Raw genomic sequence first — 17,089 nt, 5'->3', positions numbered from 1 at the left:
AGTATATGCGATACAGCTTGATCCTTTTATTTACTAGCCTTTGGTTTAGTTTATCTGCACAATCAGAAAAGCCGGTTTATTTTGAACGCGCTGACGATAGCCTGGTTCGTTTCTATTATGATATGAATTATTTTTTGGTGGATAAAAACTGTGAATTCAAAAGTATTGAGCGCCTTGCTGAATTTGAAGCCAAGACGACTAATTTTATTGGGAAGTTCAGCGATTATTATCCTAATGGCCGAAAAATGCTGGAAGGAAATTATCAGGAGGGTAAAAAAGAAGGTTTCTTTCAGGCGTTTCACCCCAATGGCCAAGTAAAATGGACGGTTACTTATCAAGATAATGTGCCTGTCGGCGAATGGAATTACTTTTATCCGGACGGCAAACCTTTAATGCAGGTTCTTTATTTCGAAGGTCGCTCTAAGCTGCAAAGTTATTGGGATCAAATGGGCAACCAGCGCATTAAAGAAGGAACAGGGAATTATGATTTTAAAGTTCCTTACCCGGGATATAATCCATATGGCTATCCGTTTATTAGGTATAAAGGCCGGTTTGAAGATGGATATCCGGAGGGTGTTTGGCAGATTTTCTTTGAAAATGATAAGAAAAGACAGATTGCAGGTCAGGAAGAGTATCGCAATGGCAGACTCGTTGCAGGGGAAGATTTCTATACCGGCGAGCCCTATAAAACGCCGAAATATCCTTTGATTCCGGTGGAAAGTTTTATCCAAGCAGAATCCATTTTGGCGAAAGGTTGTACGTACGATGATTTCTCAGGCTTCTTGGTCTATTTGCGTGATTTCTTTAATAATTCCTTTAATACCTTTCAAGTTGAATCATTGCCTTCGGAAGACTTTAGTGTAATAGTGCAGCTGACAAAGAATGGAGCCGTGAGAAAGGTTGACTTGCAGATTGAATTAGATCCTAACAATCAAGAATTGAGCAAAGCATTAATCTTTGTGGCGAATGCAGTAGAATATTATCAGCCTTCCTTTAAGAATGGGGAATATGTGGCTGATGAAATTAGCATTCATGGCAAGGCCATGCTGACTGCAGAAGGGAAACTCAATTTTCATAGCATTCGTATTGAGCGCCCTGCGGAACAAAATTAAGCAAATCGAAATAGGTCAGACCCATCAGAATATTTATATTTGCGTAAATCAACATGTATGAAATTCCATAAAGAAGGATATACCAGTTTAGCCCTCGTGGTTCTTTTGTTTTTTTTATTAAGCGCAATAGCCCATTATTATGATGGGGGAGCTGGTGTAAAATGGTTGATTTATATTCTGTGCGCGGTACTCTTGCTTGTTGTTTTATTCCTATTCAGAAGCCCCTCCCGTTTGCTTAAACCCAATGATAACGTATTATTGAGTCCGGCAGATGGCAAGATAGTGGCCATGGAAGAAGTGGAGGAGGCGAATCAAGATCGAAGACTAAAAGTCTCTATTTTAACCTCTCCTTTGGATGTGCATAGCTATAGAAGCCCGCTTAGTGGGGAGGTTGTTAGCTTCCAACAAACATCCGGCAATCCATCCCGCCTAATTTTAGTAGCTAAAGACAGCAGCAGAATTGCCATGAACATTGCCAGTGCTTCTGTTCCCGGAAGTACAAGCTATTATATTAAAGAGAAACAATCCATCAAGCAAGGGGAAGAACTTGCCTTCTTGCGATTCGGAGGTCGATTAGATCTATTTTTACCACCGACAGCCCTAGCAAACGTAAAAGTTGGCGACCAGGTTGCCGCCGGAACTACGGTACTTGCCAAGCTTACATCCTAAAGACATCAACAAAACTGCGTGCAATTATGAATTTTCGCACCCTCATTTTGGTTATTAGTTTAGTTTTTTCCTTGCTTCTAGCAGGTATGAACTATTATTACGAACGCCATTTACCCACCCTTATCTTTATCAGTGTTATAGGTTTTGTGCTTTCTTTTTCGCTCTTAAACTATGTGTTTCAAAAGTTTGTGTACGAAAGAATTAAAGCGGTATACAAGCTTATCCATAATTTAAAGCTTGGAAAAGAATTAAAAGACGCCTTAGGAGATCATAAGTCGGATGACCCCATTGGTGATGCTGAACGCGAGGTTCGCGATTGGGCCAAACAAAAAACGACGGAGATCAATCAATTAAAAGCCCAGGAAAAGTTTAGAAAGGAGTTCCTTTCCAATATCTCGCATGAGTTTAAGACGCCCTTATTTGCTATTCAGGGTTATATTGAAACCTTGCAGGATGGCATGATTGAGGAAAATCCGGAAATGGCCGCTTCTTTTTTGAAAAAAGCTTCCCGTAATCTGGATCGTTTAAGCTACCTCATTCACGATTTGGATGAAATAGCTAAGTTAGAATCTGGACAAATTGTCTTAAACAAAGAAAAATTTGATATCCAAACCTTGGTTAAAGAAACAATTGACGATTTAGAGGATAAAGCAAATACCGCTAATATAAAACTCAATTTTAATACAAAAGGGAATAACCCGATATATGTACGTGGAGATCGAAAAAAAATCCAACAGGTGCTGGTCAACTTAATTGACAACTCCATTAAGTATGGGAATCGAGGTGGTCAGACCCAAATCAAGACCATCCCCTTAATCGATCAGATTCTAATTGAAATTACCGACAATGGTCAAGGCATTGAAGAAAAGAACCTTCCCCGTGTTTTTGAGCGCTTTTTTAGAGCGGACAAAAGCCGTTCTCGGGAAGTTGGAGGCTCTGGATTAGGCCTCGCCATTGTAAAACATATAATCGAAGCCCATCAACAAAATGTACATGTTAGAAGCACTGAAGGCATTGGCACAACCTTCTCATTTACCATTGAAAAAGCCTAATAAGTGACTGTAATACAAAACTTAACATTAACTTAACATTAAGTCCATATTTTTGCGCTACTAAAATTAAAAGTATATGTCTTTGAACAGCATTTTTCAGTATTTTGTCCCTAAGGACAAAAAATTCTTTCCTTTATTTGAGCAAGCAGGCTCGAATTTAATCGACATGGCTAAGCTATTGAAGGAAAGTGTTCATACCTCTGACCTGCAATTAAGAAAAAATAACTCTAAATTGTTAGAAGATTTGGAACATAAAGGGGATAACCTAACCCACCAGATCCATTTAGAACTTGGAAAAAACTTTATTACGCCATTTGATCGCGAAGATATTCACGCCTTAGCAAGCTCTTTAGATGATGTTGCTGACTTTATCCATGGTGCCTCAAACCGTATGGAATTATATAAAGTAACAGAGCCTAGCGAAGCGATGAAAGAAATTTCGAGCTTAATCTTGGAAGCAACCGAACATGTTGCTAAAGCATTATTTGAATTAAAAGATTTGAAAAACATTCGTAACATCACCGATTCTTGTGTAAGAATCAACAGCGTGGAAAATAAAGCGGATTATATTTTCGACAAAGCCGTAGCTGAATTATTCGAATATGAAAAAGACGCGATTAACCTTATCAAAAACAAAGAGGTACTATCGGCTATGGAAGATGCAACGGATAAATGTGAAGATGTTGCCAATGTATTAGAAAGTATACTTGTTAAGAACGCGTAAGGATTTACCGTTCGCTTAAAACATCATCAATATATGCTTACAGTTTCAACATTATTAATTGTTGTGGTCGTTTTGGCCATCGCCTTTGATTATATCAACGGCTTCCACGATGCGGCCAACTCAATTGCAACAATTGTATCTACGAAGGTGCTTACGCCATTTATGGCGGTTTTATGGGCAGCCCTATTTAACTTCGTAGCCTATTTCGTATTCACCGACCATAAGGTGGCAAATACCATTGCCAAAACGGTTATTGAACAATATATTACATTGGAAGTTATTTTTGCCGGTTTAGTGGCCGCAATCTGCTGGAACCTATTTACCTGGTATTACGGCATTCCATCCAGTTCCAGTCACACCTTAATCGGTGGTTTTGCAGGTTCAGGTATGGCATATGCGCTTTTCTTAGGGGCAAATCCATTAGAGGCAATTAACTTAAATGCGACATTAAAGATTCTTTCTTTTATCGTATTGGCTCCTATCATCGGAATGACGATTGCTATTATTATCACATTAATCATTATTAATATCTGCAAAAAGGCAAGACCAAGTATCGCCGAGCGCTGGTTTAAAATCTTACAATTAATTTCATCTGCCGCATTAAGTTTTGCCCATGGTGGAAATGATGCCCAAAAGGTAATGGGTATTATTGCTACCGCTTTAATTGCAGAAAATGTAATTCAGAATTTTGAGCAGATGCCTGAATGGGTGCCTTTAGCGTGTTATGCGGCCATAGCTGCGGGTACCATGAGTGGGGGTTGGAAGATTGTAAAGACAATGGGTACCAAGATTACTAAAGTTACGCCTTTAGAGGGTGTCAGTGCAGAAACTGCAGGGGCATTAACCTTAGGCATTACAGAACACTTCGGTATTCCAGCATCTACAACGCATACCATTACCGGTTCTATTATCGGTGTTGGTGTAGTAAAAAGAGTATCAGCCGTTCGCTGGGGAGTTACCATTAGTTTACTGTGGGCTTGGATTCTGACCATTCCAGTGAGCGCAATTTTAGGAGGCCTTACTTTAGCCGTTATTCATTATATCCTGTAGTAAATTCCTATAGGGCATTGTATTTTATTGTTATATAATAAAGAATTGATAAAAAATTTGCGTTATCAGCAGATAATAATTATTTTTACGCGTCAATACGAGGGCTTTAAATAAATAAAAGCCGCGTTTTAATCGCTTAACATTTTTTGGCATCGTTATTGTTAAGTTATGTTAAATTGATTTTTTTGAACAACTAGAAACAATTAAAAATTTTAATAACCTTAAAAAAAAAGAGTATGAACTATTCTACAATTAAAAAAACAGCTGTTGCAGCTTCTTTAGTAGCCGCTTTAGGTTTCGCTGAAACTGCACAAGCACAAACCCCAACTGTATTTGGTGGTAGATCACAATACAGAACTTGGTCAATTGGTGTTCAAGGTGGTATCACTACTCCTAACACTATTTTGGGAGGTTCCAATGCTTTTGGTCAAAAAGTTGGTTACTTCCAAAATAAAGTTGGTGAGTACTATGGTTTAACTATCCGTAAACAATTCTCTCACCTATTCGGTTTAGAATTAGAAGGAAACCGTGGTCGTATCAAAACTTACAACCATGACTTAGCGCAAAACGGTGGTATTGAAAACAGTTTATTAGCAAAATCTGCTGAAACTTCAGTTAACTGGGCTGGTAGCTTAAATGGTGTTTTCCAATTAGGAACTATCGACTTCATGAGAAGAGAAAATGCAGTTAATTTCTATGCAAAAGTTGGTTTAGGTGTTATGGCTCATAACCCAGTTCAATTTGCTAACAATGACTTCACTGGAACAGAAGTGTTCAACAATGAAGGAAAATGGGGTGATGAAGTTTTCGGGGATCGTGAAGCTGTAGGGGATCGCGACAACCGTTTAACTGGATATGTACCTGTTGGTGTTGGTGTTAAATTCAAATTATCTGAAGTTGTTGCACTGAACTTAGGTTACACGATGAACTTCACTGATGATAACTTATTATACGGACCAGCTAGACAAGATGCTAAAGGGAAATTTGCTAACTTATATGGTGGTTTAGAATTCACTTTAGGTTCTCGTGATAAAGAAAGTTTAACTTTCACTAACCCAGTTGCTACGTTATATGATGAGTTGAAAGACCCTTCATTACGTAACGAAGTTGAAGCTTTAAAACAACGTGTATCTACTTTAGAAGGTACTGTTGATCAATTAAGCAAAGACTCTGATGGTGACGGTGTATCTGATAAATTCGATAAATGTCCTGGAACTCCTGCTGGTACAGTAGTTGATGGTTCTGGATGTCCAATCAAATTCCCAGAGCAACAACAATTAACTGAGACTGGTTCTGGATACTTTGCTCCAATTCAATTCGAATTCGATAGCTCTGTATTAAAAACTGAATCTTACGCTACTTTAGATAAATTAGCAAAAGACTTACGTGATAGCAATGGTACAGTAGCATTAGATGGTTATGCATCTGCTGAAGGTACTGAAGCTTACAACATGAACTTGTCTAAAGACCGTGCTAATGCAGTAAAACAATACCTAGTTAACGCTGGAGTATCTGCATCAAGCATCTCTGCTACAGGATACGGAGAAGCTAACCCAATTGCTTCTAACGATACTGAAGAAGGTCGCGTTCAAAACCGTCGTGTTGAGATCAAAAGATAATTGTTATTAACAATTATTCACAATACGGAAGCCGGTCCTTTTGGACCGGCTTTCCTATTTTACACACACTTAACAAATATTCCTTTACCTTTGCGCAGAGTTAAAGTCTAATAAGTGTGGATATGTTGATAAGATTATGGAATTAAAAAGTTTAAAAAACATTATTTTCAACATAGAATTTTGGAAATTGGTTGAATAAAAAAGAGAGAGGAGCATAATGGAAGAAGATTTTGAATTTGGATCACCAGAAGAACAAAAAGTTTCTGTAGATCGTTATGAGGAAATGCTGCGCAATGAGGATCAATATTTCTTTGACAGCAAGGCCTTCGAAAGCATCATCGACTATTATATCAGCAAAAATGACCCCATCAAAGCTCTTCAAGTTGTTGACTTTGCTGCTGCCCAACACCCTTTTGAGACCAGCTTTATGCTGAAGAAAGCGCAATTGTTGGCCAGCACACTTCAATACGAGCAAGCTCTTGAAGCCCTGGCTAAGGCAGAAATGCTTGAACCATCTGAAGGTGACATTTACCTTATCAAGGGTACAATTTTATCTTCCCTGCAAGAGCATAGCTTAGCGGAGGAGAATTTCTTTAAGGCTTTGGAGCTAACCGATAGCCCTGATGAGGTATATTATCAAATCGCTGGCCTGTATCAAATCCAAGGAGCTTATCAAAAAGCGATTGACTATTTGCAGAAATGCTTGAAGTTAAATCAGGAAAATCAAGATGCGCTGTACGAGATTGCATTTTGCTATGATGTATTAGAGCTTCAAGAAGAAAGCGTGGCCTTCTATCTAAAATATATCGACTCAGATCCTTATTCATTTACGGCTTGGTATAATCTAGGTAATGCATACCATAAGCTTGAGCAATTCGATGCGGCAATTGATGCTTACGATTATTCGATCTTAATTAAAGACACCTTCTCATCAGCTTATTTTAACAAGGGGAATGCCTTGGTTAATCTGGATCGGTATTCAGAAGCTATTGAAGTTTATAAACAAACATTCGAATACGAACCACCAACGGCCGACACCTATTGTGCAATTGGCGAATGCTATGAGAAATTAGAGCAGATGGATGAGGCTCGTCAATACTATAAAAAGGCGGTTAAACTGGATGCCAATCAGAGCGATGCTTGGTTTGGTATAGGTGTAACTTTAGATTTTGAGGAACGATACTTCGAATCCTTACACTTCTATAAAAAAGCCCTAGAAATAGATGATGAAAATCCGGATTATTGGTTTGCAATTGCGGATGCCCGTTATAAGTTAAAACAATTTGACGAATCCTTAGAGGCCTACAGCAAGGTTGTCGAACTAAACAGTACCGATATAGAAGCTTGGTTAGACTATTCATCCTTGCTATATGAACAAGCCAAATTGCAAGAAGCGATTGAAGTGATATCGGAAGCCATCAAATGCAATCCTGATGAGGCCCTATTGTATTACCGTTTAGTAGCATATCTATTTGCTGCAGGTCAATACAATGAAGCCCTGAACTTCCTGGAGCTTGCGTTGGACAGTAATCCAGACAAACATCATATCTTGTTTGAATACCTTCCTCAATTACAGGGCAACAAGATTATTATTGATATTATTAAGAAGTTTACGGAGAAATAATGAGGAAATTAGGCCTGATTGGGTATCCACTTGGACACTCTTTTTCCAAAAAGTATTACCAAGATAAATTTATTAAAGAATACATAGTGGGTATAGATTACGATCTATACCCTTTACCTCAAATCGAGGATTTCAGCGATATCATTCAAGATCCTGCCTTTTATGGAGTCAATGTAACGATTCCTTATAAGCAAAGTGTTATTCCATTTCTAGATGAGCTCTCTCCGGAAGCAGAAAGCATAGGCGCAGTTAACTGCATTCGAATAGAACAAAAGGACGCCAAGCCCTACCTTATCGGATTCAATACTGACGTCCTCGGTTTTAAGAATTCCTTACAACCTCTTTTGAAATCGCATCATCAAAAGGCCCTCATTTTCGGCAATGGCGGTGCCACAAAAGCAGTTTGCTATGCCTTGGATAAACTCGGCATCGCCTATCAAATTGTGAGCAGAACAAAGACTGCGGATACAATTAATTATGATGAACTCACCATCGACCTGATTCGGGAAAACAAGCTCTTGATTAATTGCTCGCCCGTAGGTACGGCTCCTCAGGTGGATGCCTGCCCTAATCTTCCTTACGAAGGTATTACTGCCGATCACCTCCTTTACGATCTAATCTATAATCCTGCAGAAACCCTATTCCTTAAAAAAGGAAAAGAACGTGGAGCAAGCATCAAAAACGGATTAGAAATGTTAGTATTACAAGCGGAAAAAAATTGGGAAATCTGGAACCAGTAAAATATAGCTTTATTTTGGCTTTCATCCTGCTTATCACAAGTTGCGGGCAAGCTGATTATAGTCCTAAACCCCGCGGATATTTCCGCATTAATTTTCCGGAAAAGTCCTATCATCAAATACCCAATGGCTGTCCATTTCAGTTTGAAATCCCCGATTATGCAAGCTATAATGATGAGGGCATCAATCAGCAGCATCCTTGCTGGAAAAACATAGACTTCCCGGCATTTAATGCACGACTACACCTGAGTTATTTCCCCATCAGCAAAGAAAGCACACTCGCACAACTTACGGAAGATGCCAGAACTTTTGCTTTTAAGCATAGCACGAAAGCAACGGCTATCGATCAAAGCAAAATCAGCATCCCCGAACACAAGGTTCATGGTCTCCAATATATCATAGGTGGAAATACCGCTTCGAATTACCAATTCTACCTGACCGATAGCAGCAAACATTACTTAAGAGGGGCACTCTATTTTAATGAGAAACCACAGCTCGATTCGATCCAACCGGTTCTCGAATTTATAAAAGCCGATATAAAACAGCTTATCCATAGTTTGGAATGGAAATAATTTCTATTTTTGACTATGCTACATATTCAAAGTTTTGTCTTCAATCCGTATCAGGAAAATAGTTATATCATTTATGACGATTACAAAAACTGCATCATCATTGATCCAGGTATGCACCATTATAAGGAAGAAGAAGCTCTATCTGCCTATATCCAAAGCGAAGGATTAACCCCTATTTCCTTAATCAATACCCATGGCCATATCGACCATGTATTAGGCAATAAATATGTAGCCGACACCTATAATCTCATTCCTCAATTTCACGAAAAAGAACTTCCTTTGGTCGTACAGGTTCAGAATTATGCGCCACAGATGGGTATTCGTTATGAGCCATCGCCCATTCCGGAGACCTTCCTAAGTGAAGGTGATAAGATTCAGATCGGAGACGATAAACTTGAGTTAATCTTAGCTCCCGGACATTCTCCTGGCCATTTATGCTTGTATAGCGAGAAGTATAAATTCCTTATTGGTGGCGATGTACTATTTAAAAACAGCATAGGCCGAACTGATCTTCCTGGTGGAAACCATCAGCAATTGCTGGATAGCATTGCGACCAAAATTTATAGCCTTCCAGAAGATACGGTAGTATATCCTGGACATGGCCCAACCACGACTATTCGAGAAGAAAAGCAAAACAATCCGTTCATTAGAGCCTAAGTAAATGAGGTTAGCACTTTTTTTCGCCAAGCGCTATTTGTTTTCCAAGAAATCAGTAAACGCCATAAACATTATCTCCTCGATAAGCGTTATCGGTGTACTTGTGAGTACTGCAGCCTTGGTTATCGTTTTAACGTTTTATAATGGCTTAGAAAAGTTCATCCTCTCTCAATACAGCATCTTCTCCCCTGAATTACGCATTGAGCCTGGCACAGGGAAAGTCTTTTCAACCCAGAATGAAACCTTCAAGGCTTTACGGAAACACCCAAAAATAAAGTCCTATACCGAAGTTCTAGAAGATAAGATCTTAGCGGAATATAATCATCAGCAATTTATTGGGCGATTAAAAGGGATTGAGCCTGAAAGCATCCATACCCATGCTTCTCAGGAGATGTTATTTGCGGGCAAATTGGAAGTGGAAATGGATAGTGTTAATTACGCTATTTTAGGGGCGCAGGTGCAAGCCAATTTGCAAGTGCCACTACAAGGCTTCGACAACTTCTTGAGCTTAAATATCCCCGATAAAAACGCACCAGCAAGCAGCATCAATCCGCTCGACGATATTCGTACGCGAAAGATTCCTTCCAGTGCTATTCTTAAATTTCAACCGGGCTTTGACGACCTCATATTAGTACCCATAGACTTTGCCAAAGACTTATTAAATGAATATGATGCCATTTCAGCCATTGAACTCTTTGGCGAAAACGATAATTCAAAAACGCTTCAGAAGGATATCCAAGAATTAGTAGGAAATGATTACCTCGTCAAAAACCGCGAGCAGCAAAATCCTACTTTATACAAAACAGTACGCTCAGAAAAGTGGATCGTATTCTTTATTGTCACCATCATTGGCATCATCGCTATTTTCAATATTATTGGATCCTTGACCATGCTTGTTATCGATAAGAAACAAGATATGGTGGTATTGAAAAGCTTAGGTGCGAACAAAAGCTTAATTCAACACATCTTCTTTTACCAAGGCGTACTAATCGCGCTCATAGGAAGTCTTGTAGGCGGGGTGCTCGGTCTCCTCTTCTGCATGTTGCAGGAACGCTATGGTTTCATTCAAACCAACGAAGGGTCGTTATTTGATGCTTACCCGGTAGACATTCGCTATACCGACTTTATCATTATTTTCCTAACCGTTATGCTGGTTTCTACCATCGTATCCTACGTGGCATCAAAATTAAGTATTAAGGGATTCGATAAGGTTGAGGTGCTAGATTCCAACTAGTATTTCAGGCGTTCGCGGCTATAATCACCACGCTTAATTTGATTGATCAACTGTCCCCATGCAAATGGATTAAGCAATGGGTTGGCAAAATTCTGGTTGATTGCCTTATTGGACATGTTAATATGACGCTGGAAGTTATTATACGCTTGAATTTCTTCTGCACTACGCGGAACAATCTTCGACAATGAAGCCAAAGCTTGCGGTGATAGATTACGCTTAGCCGATAAAATATCGTCATTACCCACATTTAAGGCTAAGAATTCCCGATTAAACTCTTCAATACTTGCCCAGGGCAGGGGTCGCCCGATGGTAACCACGGGTAATTCTTCCACCAAAGGCGTCAGTTCCACCTTGGTGCTATATTTATCGCCAGACACTTTAGGAATAGTAATCTGAATAGTGGCATATCCAATAGAGGATAGTTCAATCACATCACCGGCATGAACAACGAAAGAAAAATAGCCCTCATGGTTAGCTGAATAGGTATCATTGCCATAACTTGAATTCCGCAGCGTAACATAAGGTACAGCCACATCGGTATCCGCGGCAACAATGTAGCCTGAAAATTGGATAATATGTTTCTCCTGCGCATAACCGAACAAGGCTAGACACAACAATAAAGGAAGACATATAAATTTCAGGTATCTTTTCATTACCCACAAAACTACTGAAATCACAGTATAGACGCTGTTAAATTGTGTTAACAATCGTTATCAAATTTATTACAATTGGTTTGGAGTAATGGCATTAGGGTCATTGATATCCGTCAGGTTGATAGCTTCTACAGAAACGATCTCTGGAACAGCCTTTTTAATAGCCTGTTCTAGTCCAGCTTTGAAAGTCATGATACTCATGGAGCAACTGGCGCATGTGCCCAACAATTTAAGTTTTACAACATTGTCTGGCGTAATTTCTTCGATAGAAACGTTTCCCCCGTCAGTTTCCAAATATGGTCTGATAGAATCCAATGCCTGCTCTACTCTCTCTAATAAGGTCATTTTAATATCGATAATTTATAATAAACGTAAATATAGTTATTTTTTAATAAATCACTCGGACGCGCATGACAATTCAACATTTTGCTGACTTTTGTTCCCAGGCTCGTTAAAGATTGTTAAAAGCATGATAACAAAGCTTCTTGAATGTGGATTTCCGTTATTTTAGCGGGGAATTTTAATTGAAAATTAGTTTTAATTGACGTATCTTTGTGGGATGTTTTTAAAGAATCATGTATTTAGCCTAATTGTCGGCGTATCGTTGCTTTTCTTCTTTGGAAGTTGTAAGAGTAAATTCGAAAAATTACGCGCCAGCAATAATATACAGATGAAGTACCAGGAGGCCATCAAGTACTACGAAAAAGGGAAGTATGCGAAAGCCTTAACTTTATTTGAAGACCTATTATCGCGCTATCGGGGAACTGCGGATGCAGAAGATCTAGCCTATTATACGGCCTATGCCAGTTATCGTTTAAAAGACTATATTTCTGCACGTTTTCACTTTAAACAGTTTGCGCAGAACTATCCAAATAGCCAACGTGCTGAAGAGTGTAGGTTTATGACGGCTTATTGTTTCTACCTAGATTCGCCTCGATCGAACTTAGATCAAGAGAATACAAGAAAAGCAATTGATGAATTACAGTTATTTGTCAATCTATATCCGGAGTCTGAACGCGCCAAGGAAGCTTCTGATCTTATCCAGAATTTACGAGATAAATTAGAGAAAAAAGCATTCGATAATGCCAAGCTATATTATAACATGGGATTACCGGATGATTACCGTGCCGCAGTTATTGCATTAGAGAATGTGTTAAAGCAATATCCGGACACCAAACATGCTGAAGATATCGAATATTTACTGATTAAATCGCAGTATCTATTCGCCGATAATAGTTATGCGCACCGCCAAGAAGAACGTTTCAACCAAATGTTGGATTATTATGAAACCTTCTCGGAACATTTCCCAGAAAGTAAATACAGAAACGAGCTTACCGGCTTACGCTCGAGCGCAGAAAAGAAAATTGCTTTCGCCATTAAACGCGTAGAAGAAGATAAAAAACTACGTAAGCAACAAGAAGAAGAGTTAGGAATCTCGACATCCATTTCCGGACAAACTGAAAAAACGGAAACGGAAGAAAGCACGAAAAACAAGTAATCATTTGCACATTATATTTTTTGATATATGAACCAGAATAAAAATTCAATTCCAAACAGCACCGTAACTCGTGATTTAAGAGAGTTGGACAAAGGTACGGACAACATTTACGAGTCTATCGTTGTAATCAGCAAAAGAGCGAACCAGATTTCGGTAGACGTGAAAGATGAATTGAACCAAAAGCTATCTGAATTTGCAAGCAGCAACGACAACTTAGAGGAAGTTTTTGAAAACCGTGAGCAAATTGAGATCTCTAAACATTACGAGCGTCTACCAAAACCCTCTTTGGTGGCTGTTGATGAGTTTTTACACGATAAGATTTACTTTAGAAATCCTTCTAAAGAGCAAGACTAATTCTCGTATTGGATGTCCTTGCAAGGCAAATATATTGTAATTGGTATAAGCGGCAGCATTGCCGCTTATAAAATTGCAAGTTTAATTCGTTTGCTGCGTAAAGAGCAAGCTTCTGTACAGATCATAATGACCGAAGAGGCCACTCAATTCATCACTCCTCTCACGCTTTCCACGCTTTCCAACAACCCCGTTTTTGTAGATTACTACCAAGAGAAAACAGGGGAATGGAATAACCATGTCCTTATTGCCGAACAAGCCGATCTTATCCTGATTGCACCAGCCACAGCCAACACTTTGGCAAAATGCGCGTTAGGATTATGTGATAACCTTTTATTGGCGGTTTATCTTTCCGCTAAAGGACCAGTAAGTTTTGCGCCGGCCATGGATTTAGACATGTGGAAGCATCCAGCAGTTCAACACAATATCCAGCTATTAACGTCATTTGGCCATACCATTATTCCTCCTGGAAATGGCGAGCTTGCCAGTGGATTAGTAGGGGAAGGCCGCTTGGCTGAACCCGAAGAAATCTTAGCATTTATTCAGCAACAACTCATCGCAAATAAACCTTTAGCAGGCAAGAAAGCACTGGTTAGTGCAGGTCCCACATACGAGGCTATCGATCCTGTACGTTTTATTGGCAATCATTCCAGCGGTAAAATGGGTTACGCCATTGCGAAGCAACTCCAGGAATTAGGTGCAGCAGTAACCTTAGTGTCAGGTCCCACCGCATTAACAGCGGCTCCAGGCATACAGCGCATTGATGTACAATCCGCTGAAGAGATGTTTCAGGCTTGTCAATCCCACTTCTCAGCAGCTGATATTACCGTAATGAGTGCTGCCGTTGCCGATTATACCCCGGTGGAAGTAGCAGATCAAAAGATTAAGAAAAAAGCAGAAGACTTTAGCATAACCCTTAAAAAAACAACCGACATCTTGGCGAATCTGGGGCAACAAAAACAGCCTAATCAAACCCTAGTAGGTTTTGCATTAGAAACCAATAATGAATTGGAGCACGCCAAAGATAAGCTTACGCGTAAAAACCTTGATTTCATTGTACTCAACTCGATGCAAGATCCAGGTGCTGGCTTTGCACACAACACCAATAAGATTACTGTTGTGCGTAAAACAGGTAAAATAACCACCTACGACCTTAAATCAAAAGAAGAGGTAGCTAAAGACATCTGTGCACTCATCGTTCAAGAGCAAGCCCGTAAATAGCCTTATAGATTGGCTATTCTAACTTCCCGCGGATAATAATTATTAATCCGGTTTCCTAATACCTTTATCCATCCAATCGGCAGCTTTTTATATTGAATAAGGCACCATCCTTTCGCTATACCATCAAATAATTCAATCGGTAAAGCTTCTTTTCGTAAATAGTCCTGTGCTAGATCCAGGTTCAATTCCACTGCACTTAACCTGTGATCGAGGTGTACACTCAAAGCAAGATCATGGTTGGGCAGTAATTCTTTCCCTAACCATTTTCCGACAGTCGTACCTGCGTCTTTTAAATAGAGCACCTGTTGAAATGCTTTAATCGCCAACTCATGTTCCTTCGCACAGATATGAACGGTATCCTGATGCATAAGGCTTGCAAATTGGGAATAATCCTTCACCCATCCTTTTAAAGCATCTTTAGGCAAGGCTACTTTCTCTACTTTCAATTTCTTCAAAGAAAAGGAGGGCTGTACATCACGAACCTTCAACACTCCTACAAAAAATCCCTCACCTTGAACCAAGTGAGGGTAAAAACGGTATCCCGATGCCTTATACTTTTTAGAAGTAGTATGTTCCATTCCCCATGTGGAGTCACAAGGGATTTGCACAGATTCCATATGATATTCATCAATTAACCAATCTAACATAGCTTCGTTTTCTTCCTCAGAATAGGAACAGGTGGAATAGATTAAATAACCATTGGTTTTTAAGGAGGGCATCATTTCCGAGAGAATGCGCTGCTGCCGTTCTCTACAAAGCTTAACATTCGCTTCCGACCACTCATCAATAGCATCTTCATCTTTCCGAAACATCCCTGATCCTGAGCAGGGCGCATCCACCAAAGCCAAATCAAAAAAACCTGGCAGCCGCCGAAAGGCAGAAGGATCGTTATTACTGACCACAGTATTGGCAGTTCCCCATCGGGTAAGATTTTCCAGCAGGATAATGGAACGGCTTTTTATAATCTCATTGGCTAATAACAAACTCTCTGGATGCAAGGTACTATTCAATAAGGTAGACTTACCACCAGGAGCAGCACACAAGTCTAAAGCCATCAGAGGCTCTTTATTAAGACCTAAACTTTGAATAATATGCCCCACAAACATCGAAGAGGCTTCCTGCACATAATATGCACCAGCATGAAATAAGGGATCTAAGGTAAACTGTGGACGATTTGCCAGATAGTAGCCTTCCGAACTCCAAGGTACAGCATCTGCCAAATAAAAATCGAGCTCCACTGGCTTAAAAGGGTTTAATCGGATGGAAGTGATAGCCTGCCCTGGTTCATGTGCTTTAATAAAAGCTTCTTTGTTAAATAAGGGATTCGCACCTAATCGTTTCACTAAGGAATTTGGAAGAAAATTACTCATGCTTTGCTGATTAATCTGCGTAAATTTACGGAATTATCATTTTTTTTGGATAACAATGAAAGAATTTAAGAAATATTACATTATACCAGCCAGCCCGGAAGAGCTATACCGTGCATTAACAACCGAAATAACCATCCGTTTATGGACTGGTGACCTAGTTGAAATCGACCCAAGACCTGAAGGTGAATTTTCTTTATGGGATGGCGCCATCCAAGGAAAATTCCTTGAACTAGAACCCTATTCAAAGATTGTTCAGCAATGGTACTTTGGCGAACAAGAAGAAGCATCCATCGTTACCCTTAAATTACATGTACACAAAAAAGGAACTTCTTTCGAGGTAAAGCAAACAAACATTCCAGAGGAAGACTACAATGACATGGTTGATGGGTGGAATGATACTTATATCGCATCTCTTTTGGAGTTTTACGAAGAAGACGAGGAGTAGATAGAATTTAGTTTTGAGTACTGCGTGGTTAGTACTTATACTTAGGTGACCCAAGCAATTTTTTAAAGTTTCGACCTCTTTGTACGCCGTTTTGGCATGAATAAGGACTATATTTACCCAATCTAAAAATTCTATCAAAACCAAAAAAGCCCATGATCAATGATCACGGGCTTTTCGTATAAAAATAGGCGCCGACCTACTCTCCCACCTGTTACGGCAATACCATCGGCTCTGGCGGGCTTAACTTCTCTGTTCGGAATGGGAAGAGGTGGACACCGCCGATATAGGCACCTGAATATCTTTTTAAGATCATTAACAATAGATAGAGCTAGCAGAACCATACAGTTCTCAAATCGCATATCTACTATCTAATCATCTAGATATTGACATGTTATTGGAAGAAAAGATTCAAAAAGAGAGAGGACAACAGAACTATCCGCATTGGAAAGCTTCGGGCTATTAGTATCACTTGGCTTTGGTCTTTCAACCTTTACACCTATG

18 protein-coding genes and 1 rRNA gene are annotated in these 17,089 nt (G+C 39.5%); 15 read left to right on the top strand and 4 right to left on the bottom strand.

Features of this window, described 5'->3' with window-relative positions; genetic code table 11:
- The first annotated feature begins 5 nt into the window (after positions 1 to 5).
- From GQF63_RS16125 to GQF63_RS16075, 11 genes are all read left to right on the top strand, one after another.
- Positions 6 to 1,112 carry a toxin-antitoxin system YwqK family antitoxin gene (locus tag GQF63_RS16125; protein ID WP_212592616.1) on the top strand — a complete coding sequence of 369 codons (1,107 nt, stop codon included), beginning with the start codon at positions 6 to 8 and terminating at the stop codon, positions 1,110 to 1,112.
- A 57-nt stretch (positions 1,113 to 1,169) separates the two neighbouring features.
- Entirely contained in the window at positions 1,170 to 1,781 is a 612-nt protein-coding gene (locus GQF63_RS16120) for a phosphatidylserine decarboxylase (RefSeq protein ID WP_160370274.1), read from the top strand.
- A 26-nt stretch (positions 1,782 to 1,807) separates the two neighbouring features.
- On the top strand, positions 1,808 to 2,833 hold the full coding sequence (locus tag GQF63_RS16115; protein ID WP_160370273.1) for a sensor histidine kinase: 1,026 nt from the start codon (positions 1,808 to 1,810) through the stop codon (positions 2,831 to 2,833).
- A gap of 76 nt (positions 2,834 to 2,909) precedes the next feature.
- Positions 2,910 to 3,557, top strand: coding sequence for a DUF47 domain-containing protein (locus GQF63_RS16110; RefSeq protein WP_160370272.1), 648 nt, complete (start codon positions 2,910 to 2,912; stop codon positions 3,555 to 3,557).
- Positions 3,558 to 3,590: 33 nt separating this feature from the next.
- Positions 3,591 to 4,607, top strand: coding sequence for an inorganic phosphate transporter (locus tag GQF63_RS16105; protein ID WP_160370271.1), 1,017 nt, complete (start codon positions 3,591 to 3,593; stop codon positions 4,605 to 4,607).
- Positions 4,608 to 4,843: 236 nt separating this feature from the next.
- On the top strand, positions 4,844 to 6,226 hold the full coding sequence (locus GQF63_RS16100; protein ID WP_160370270.1) for an OmpA family protein: 1,383 nt from the start codon (positions 4,844 to 4,846) through the stop codon (positions 6,224 to 6,226).
- Positions 6,227 to 6,443: 217 nt separating this feature from the next.
- On the top strand, positions 6,444 to 7,850 hold the full coding sequence (locus tag GQF63_RS16095; RefSeq protein ID WP_160370269.1) for a tetratricopeptide repeat protein: 1,407 nt from the start codon (positions 6,444 to 6,446) through the stop codon (positions 7,848 to 7,850).
- Complete coding sequence (locus tag GQF63_RS16090) at positions 7,850 to 8,590, top strand: shikimate dehydrogenase family protein (RefSeq protein ID WP_160370268.1); 741 nt, start codon at positions 7,850 to 7,852, stop codon at positions 8,588 to 8,590. The genes GQF63_RS16095 and GQF63_RS16090 overlap by 1 nt, the downstream gene beginning before the upstream one ends.
- Positions 8,578 to 9,159, top strand: a complete 582-nt coding sequence (gene gldD, locus GQF63_RS16085) for a gliding motility lipoprotein GldD (RefSeq protein WP_160370388.1) — start codon at positions 8,578 to 8,580, stop codon at positions 9,157 to 9,159. Before GQF63_RS16090 ends, gldD begins: the two co-directional genes overlap by 13 nt.
- A gap of 15 nt (positions 9,160 to 9,174) precedes the next feature.
- Complete coding sequence (locus GQF63_RS16080) at positions 9,175 to 9,816, top strand: MBL fold metallo-hydrolase (protein ID WP_160370267.1); 642 nt, start codon at positions 9,175 to 9,177, stop codon at positions 9,814 to 9,816.
- Positions 9,817 to 9,820: 4 nt separating this feature from the next.
- Positions 9,821 to 11,050 (top strand): ABC transporter permease, encoded by a 1,230-nt coding sequence (locus tag GQF63_RS16075; RefSeq protein ID WP_160370266.1) that lies wholly within the window; start codon positions 9,821 to 9,823, stop codon positions 11,048 to 11,050.
- Here the strand turns inward: GQF63_RS16075 and GQF63_RS16070 are convergent.
- Both GQF63_RS16070 and GQF63_RS16065 read right to left on the bottom strand, forming a co-directional pair.
- On the bottom strand, positions 11,047 to 11,703 hold the full coding sequence (locus GQF63_RS16070; protein ID WP_160370265.1) for a carboxypeptidase-like regulatory domain-containing protein: 657 nt from the start codon (positions 11,701 to 11,703) through the stop codon (positions 11,047 to 11,049). The genes GQF63_RS16075 and GQF63_RS16070 overlap by 4 nt on opposite strands.
- Positions 11,704 to 11,772: 69 nt before the next feature.
- Positions 11,773 to 12,048, bottom strand: coding sequence for a NifU family protein (locus tag GQF63_RS16065; protein WP_160370264.1), 276 nt, complete (start codon positions 12,046 to 12,048; stop codon positions 11,773 to 11,775).
- A gap of 214 nt (positions 12,049 to 12,262) precedes the next feature.
- Between GQF63_RS16065 and GQF63_RS16060 the strand changes: the two genes are divergently transcribed.
- The 3 genes from GQF63_RS16060 to coaBC are packed head-to-tail and all read left to right on the top strand — an operon-like array spanning position 12,263 to position 14,773.
- Complete coding sequence (locus GQF63_RS16060; RefSeq protein WP_160370263.1) at positions 12,263 to 13,201, top strand: outer membrane protein assembly factor BamD; 939 nt, start codon at positions 12,263 to 12,265, stop codon at positions 13,199 to 13,201.
- A gap of 27 nt (positions 13,202 to 13,228) precedes the next feature.
- Complete coding sequence (locus GQF63_RS16055; RefSeq protein ID WP_160370262.1) at positions 13,229 to 13,555, top strand: DNA-directed RNA polymerase subunit omega; 327 nt, start codon at positions 13,229 to 13,231, stop codon at positions 13,553 to 13,555.
- Positions 13,556 to 13,567: 12 nt separating this feature from the next.
- On the top strand, positions 13,568 to 14,773 hold the full coding sequence (gene coaBC / locus GQF63_RS16050; RefSeq protein WP_160370261.1) for a bifunctional phosphopantothenoylcysteine decarboxylase/phosphopantothenate--cysteine ligase CoaBC: 1,206 nt from the start codon (positions 13,568 to 13,570) through the stop codon (positions 14,771 to 14,773).
- 2 nt (positions 14,774 to 14,775) lie between these two features.
- Here coaBC and GQF63_RS16045 read toward each other — a convergent pair whose 3' ends face one another.
- Positions 14,776 to 16,143, bottom strand: a complete 1,368-nt coding sequence (locus GQF63_RS16045) for a methyltransferase RsmF C-terminal domain-like protein (protein WP_160370260.1) — start codon at positions 16,141 to 16,143, stop codon at positions 14,776 to 14,778.
- Positions 16,144 to 16,198: 55 nt separating this feature from the next.
- Between GQF63_RS16045 and GQF63_RS16040 the strand changes: the two genes are divergently transcribed.
- A complete protein-coding gene (locus tag GQF63_RS16040) occupies positions 16,199 to 16,588 on the top strand; it encodes an SRPBCC domain-containing protein (RefSeq protein WP_160370259.1) in 390 nt (129 codons plus the stop codon).
- Positions 16,589 to 16,771: 183 nt separating this feature from the next.
- On the opposite strand, the gene rrf is transcribed toward GQF63_RS16040, so the two are convergent.
- A 5S ribosomal RNA gene (gene rrf, locus GQF63_RS16035) occupies positions 16,772 to 16,883 on the bottom strand.
- Positions 16,884 to 17,089: the final 206 nt, after the last annotated feature.

The sequence above is a fragment of the Sphingobacterium humi genome (assembly GCF_009768885.1).
In the GTDB taxonomy this organism is placed as follows: Bacteria; Bacteroidota; Bacteroidia; order Sphingobacteriales; family Sphingobacteriaceae; genus Sphingobacterium; species Sphingobacterium humi.
This window is presented reverse-complemented; position numbering and strand designations above follow the sequence as displayed.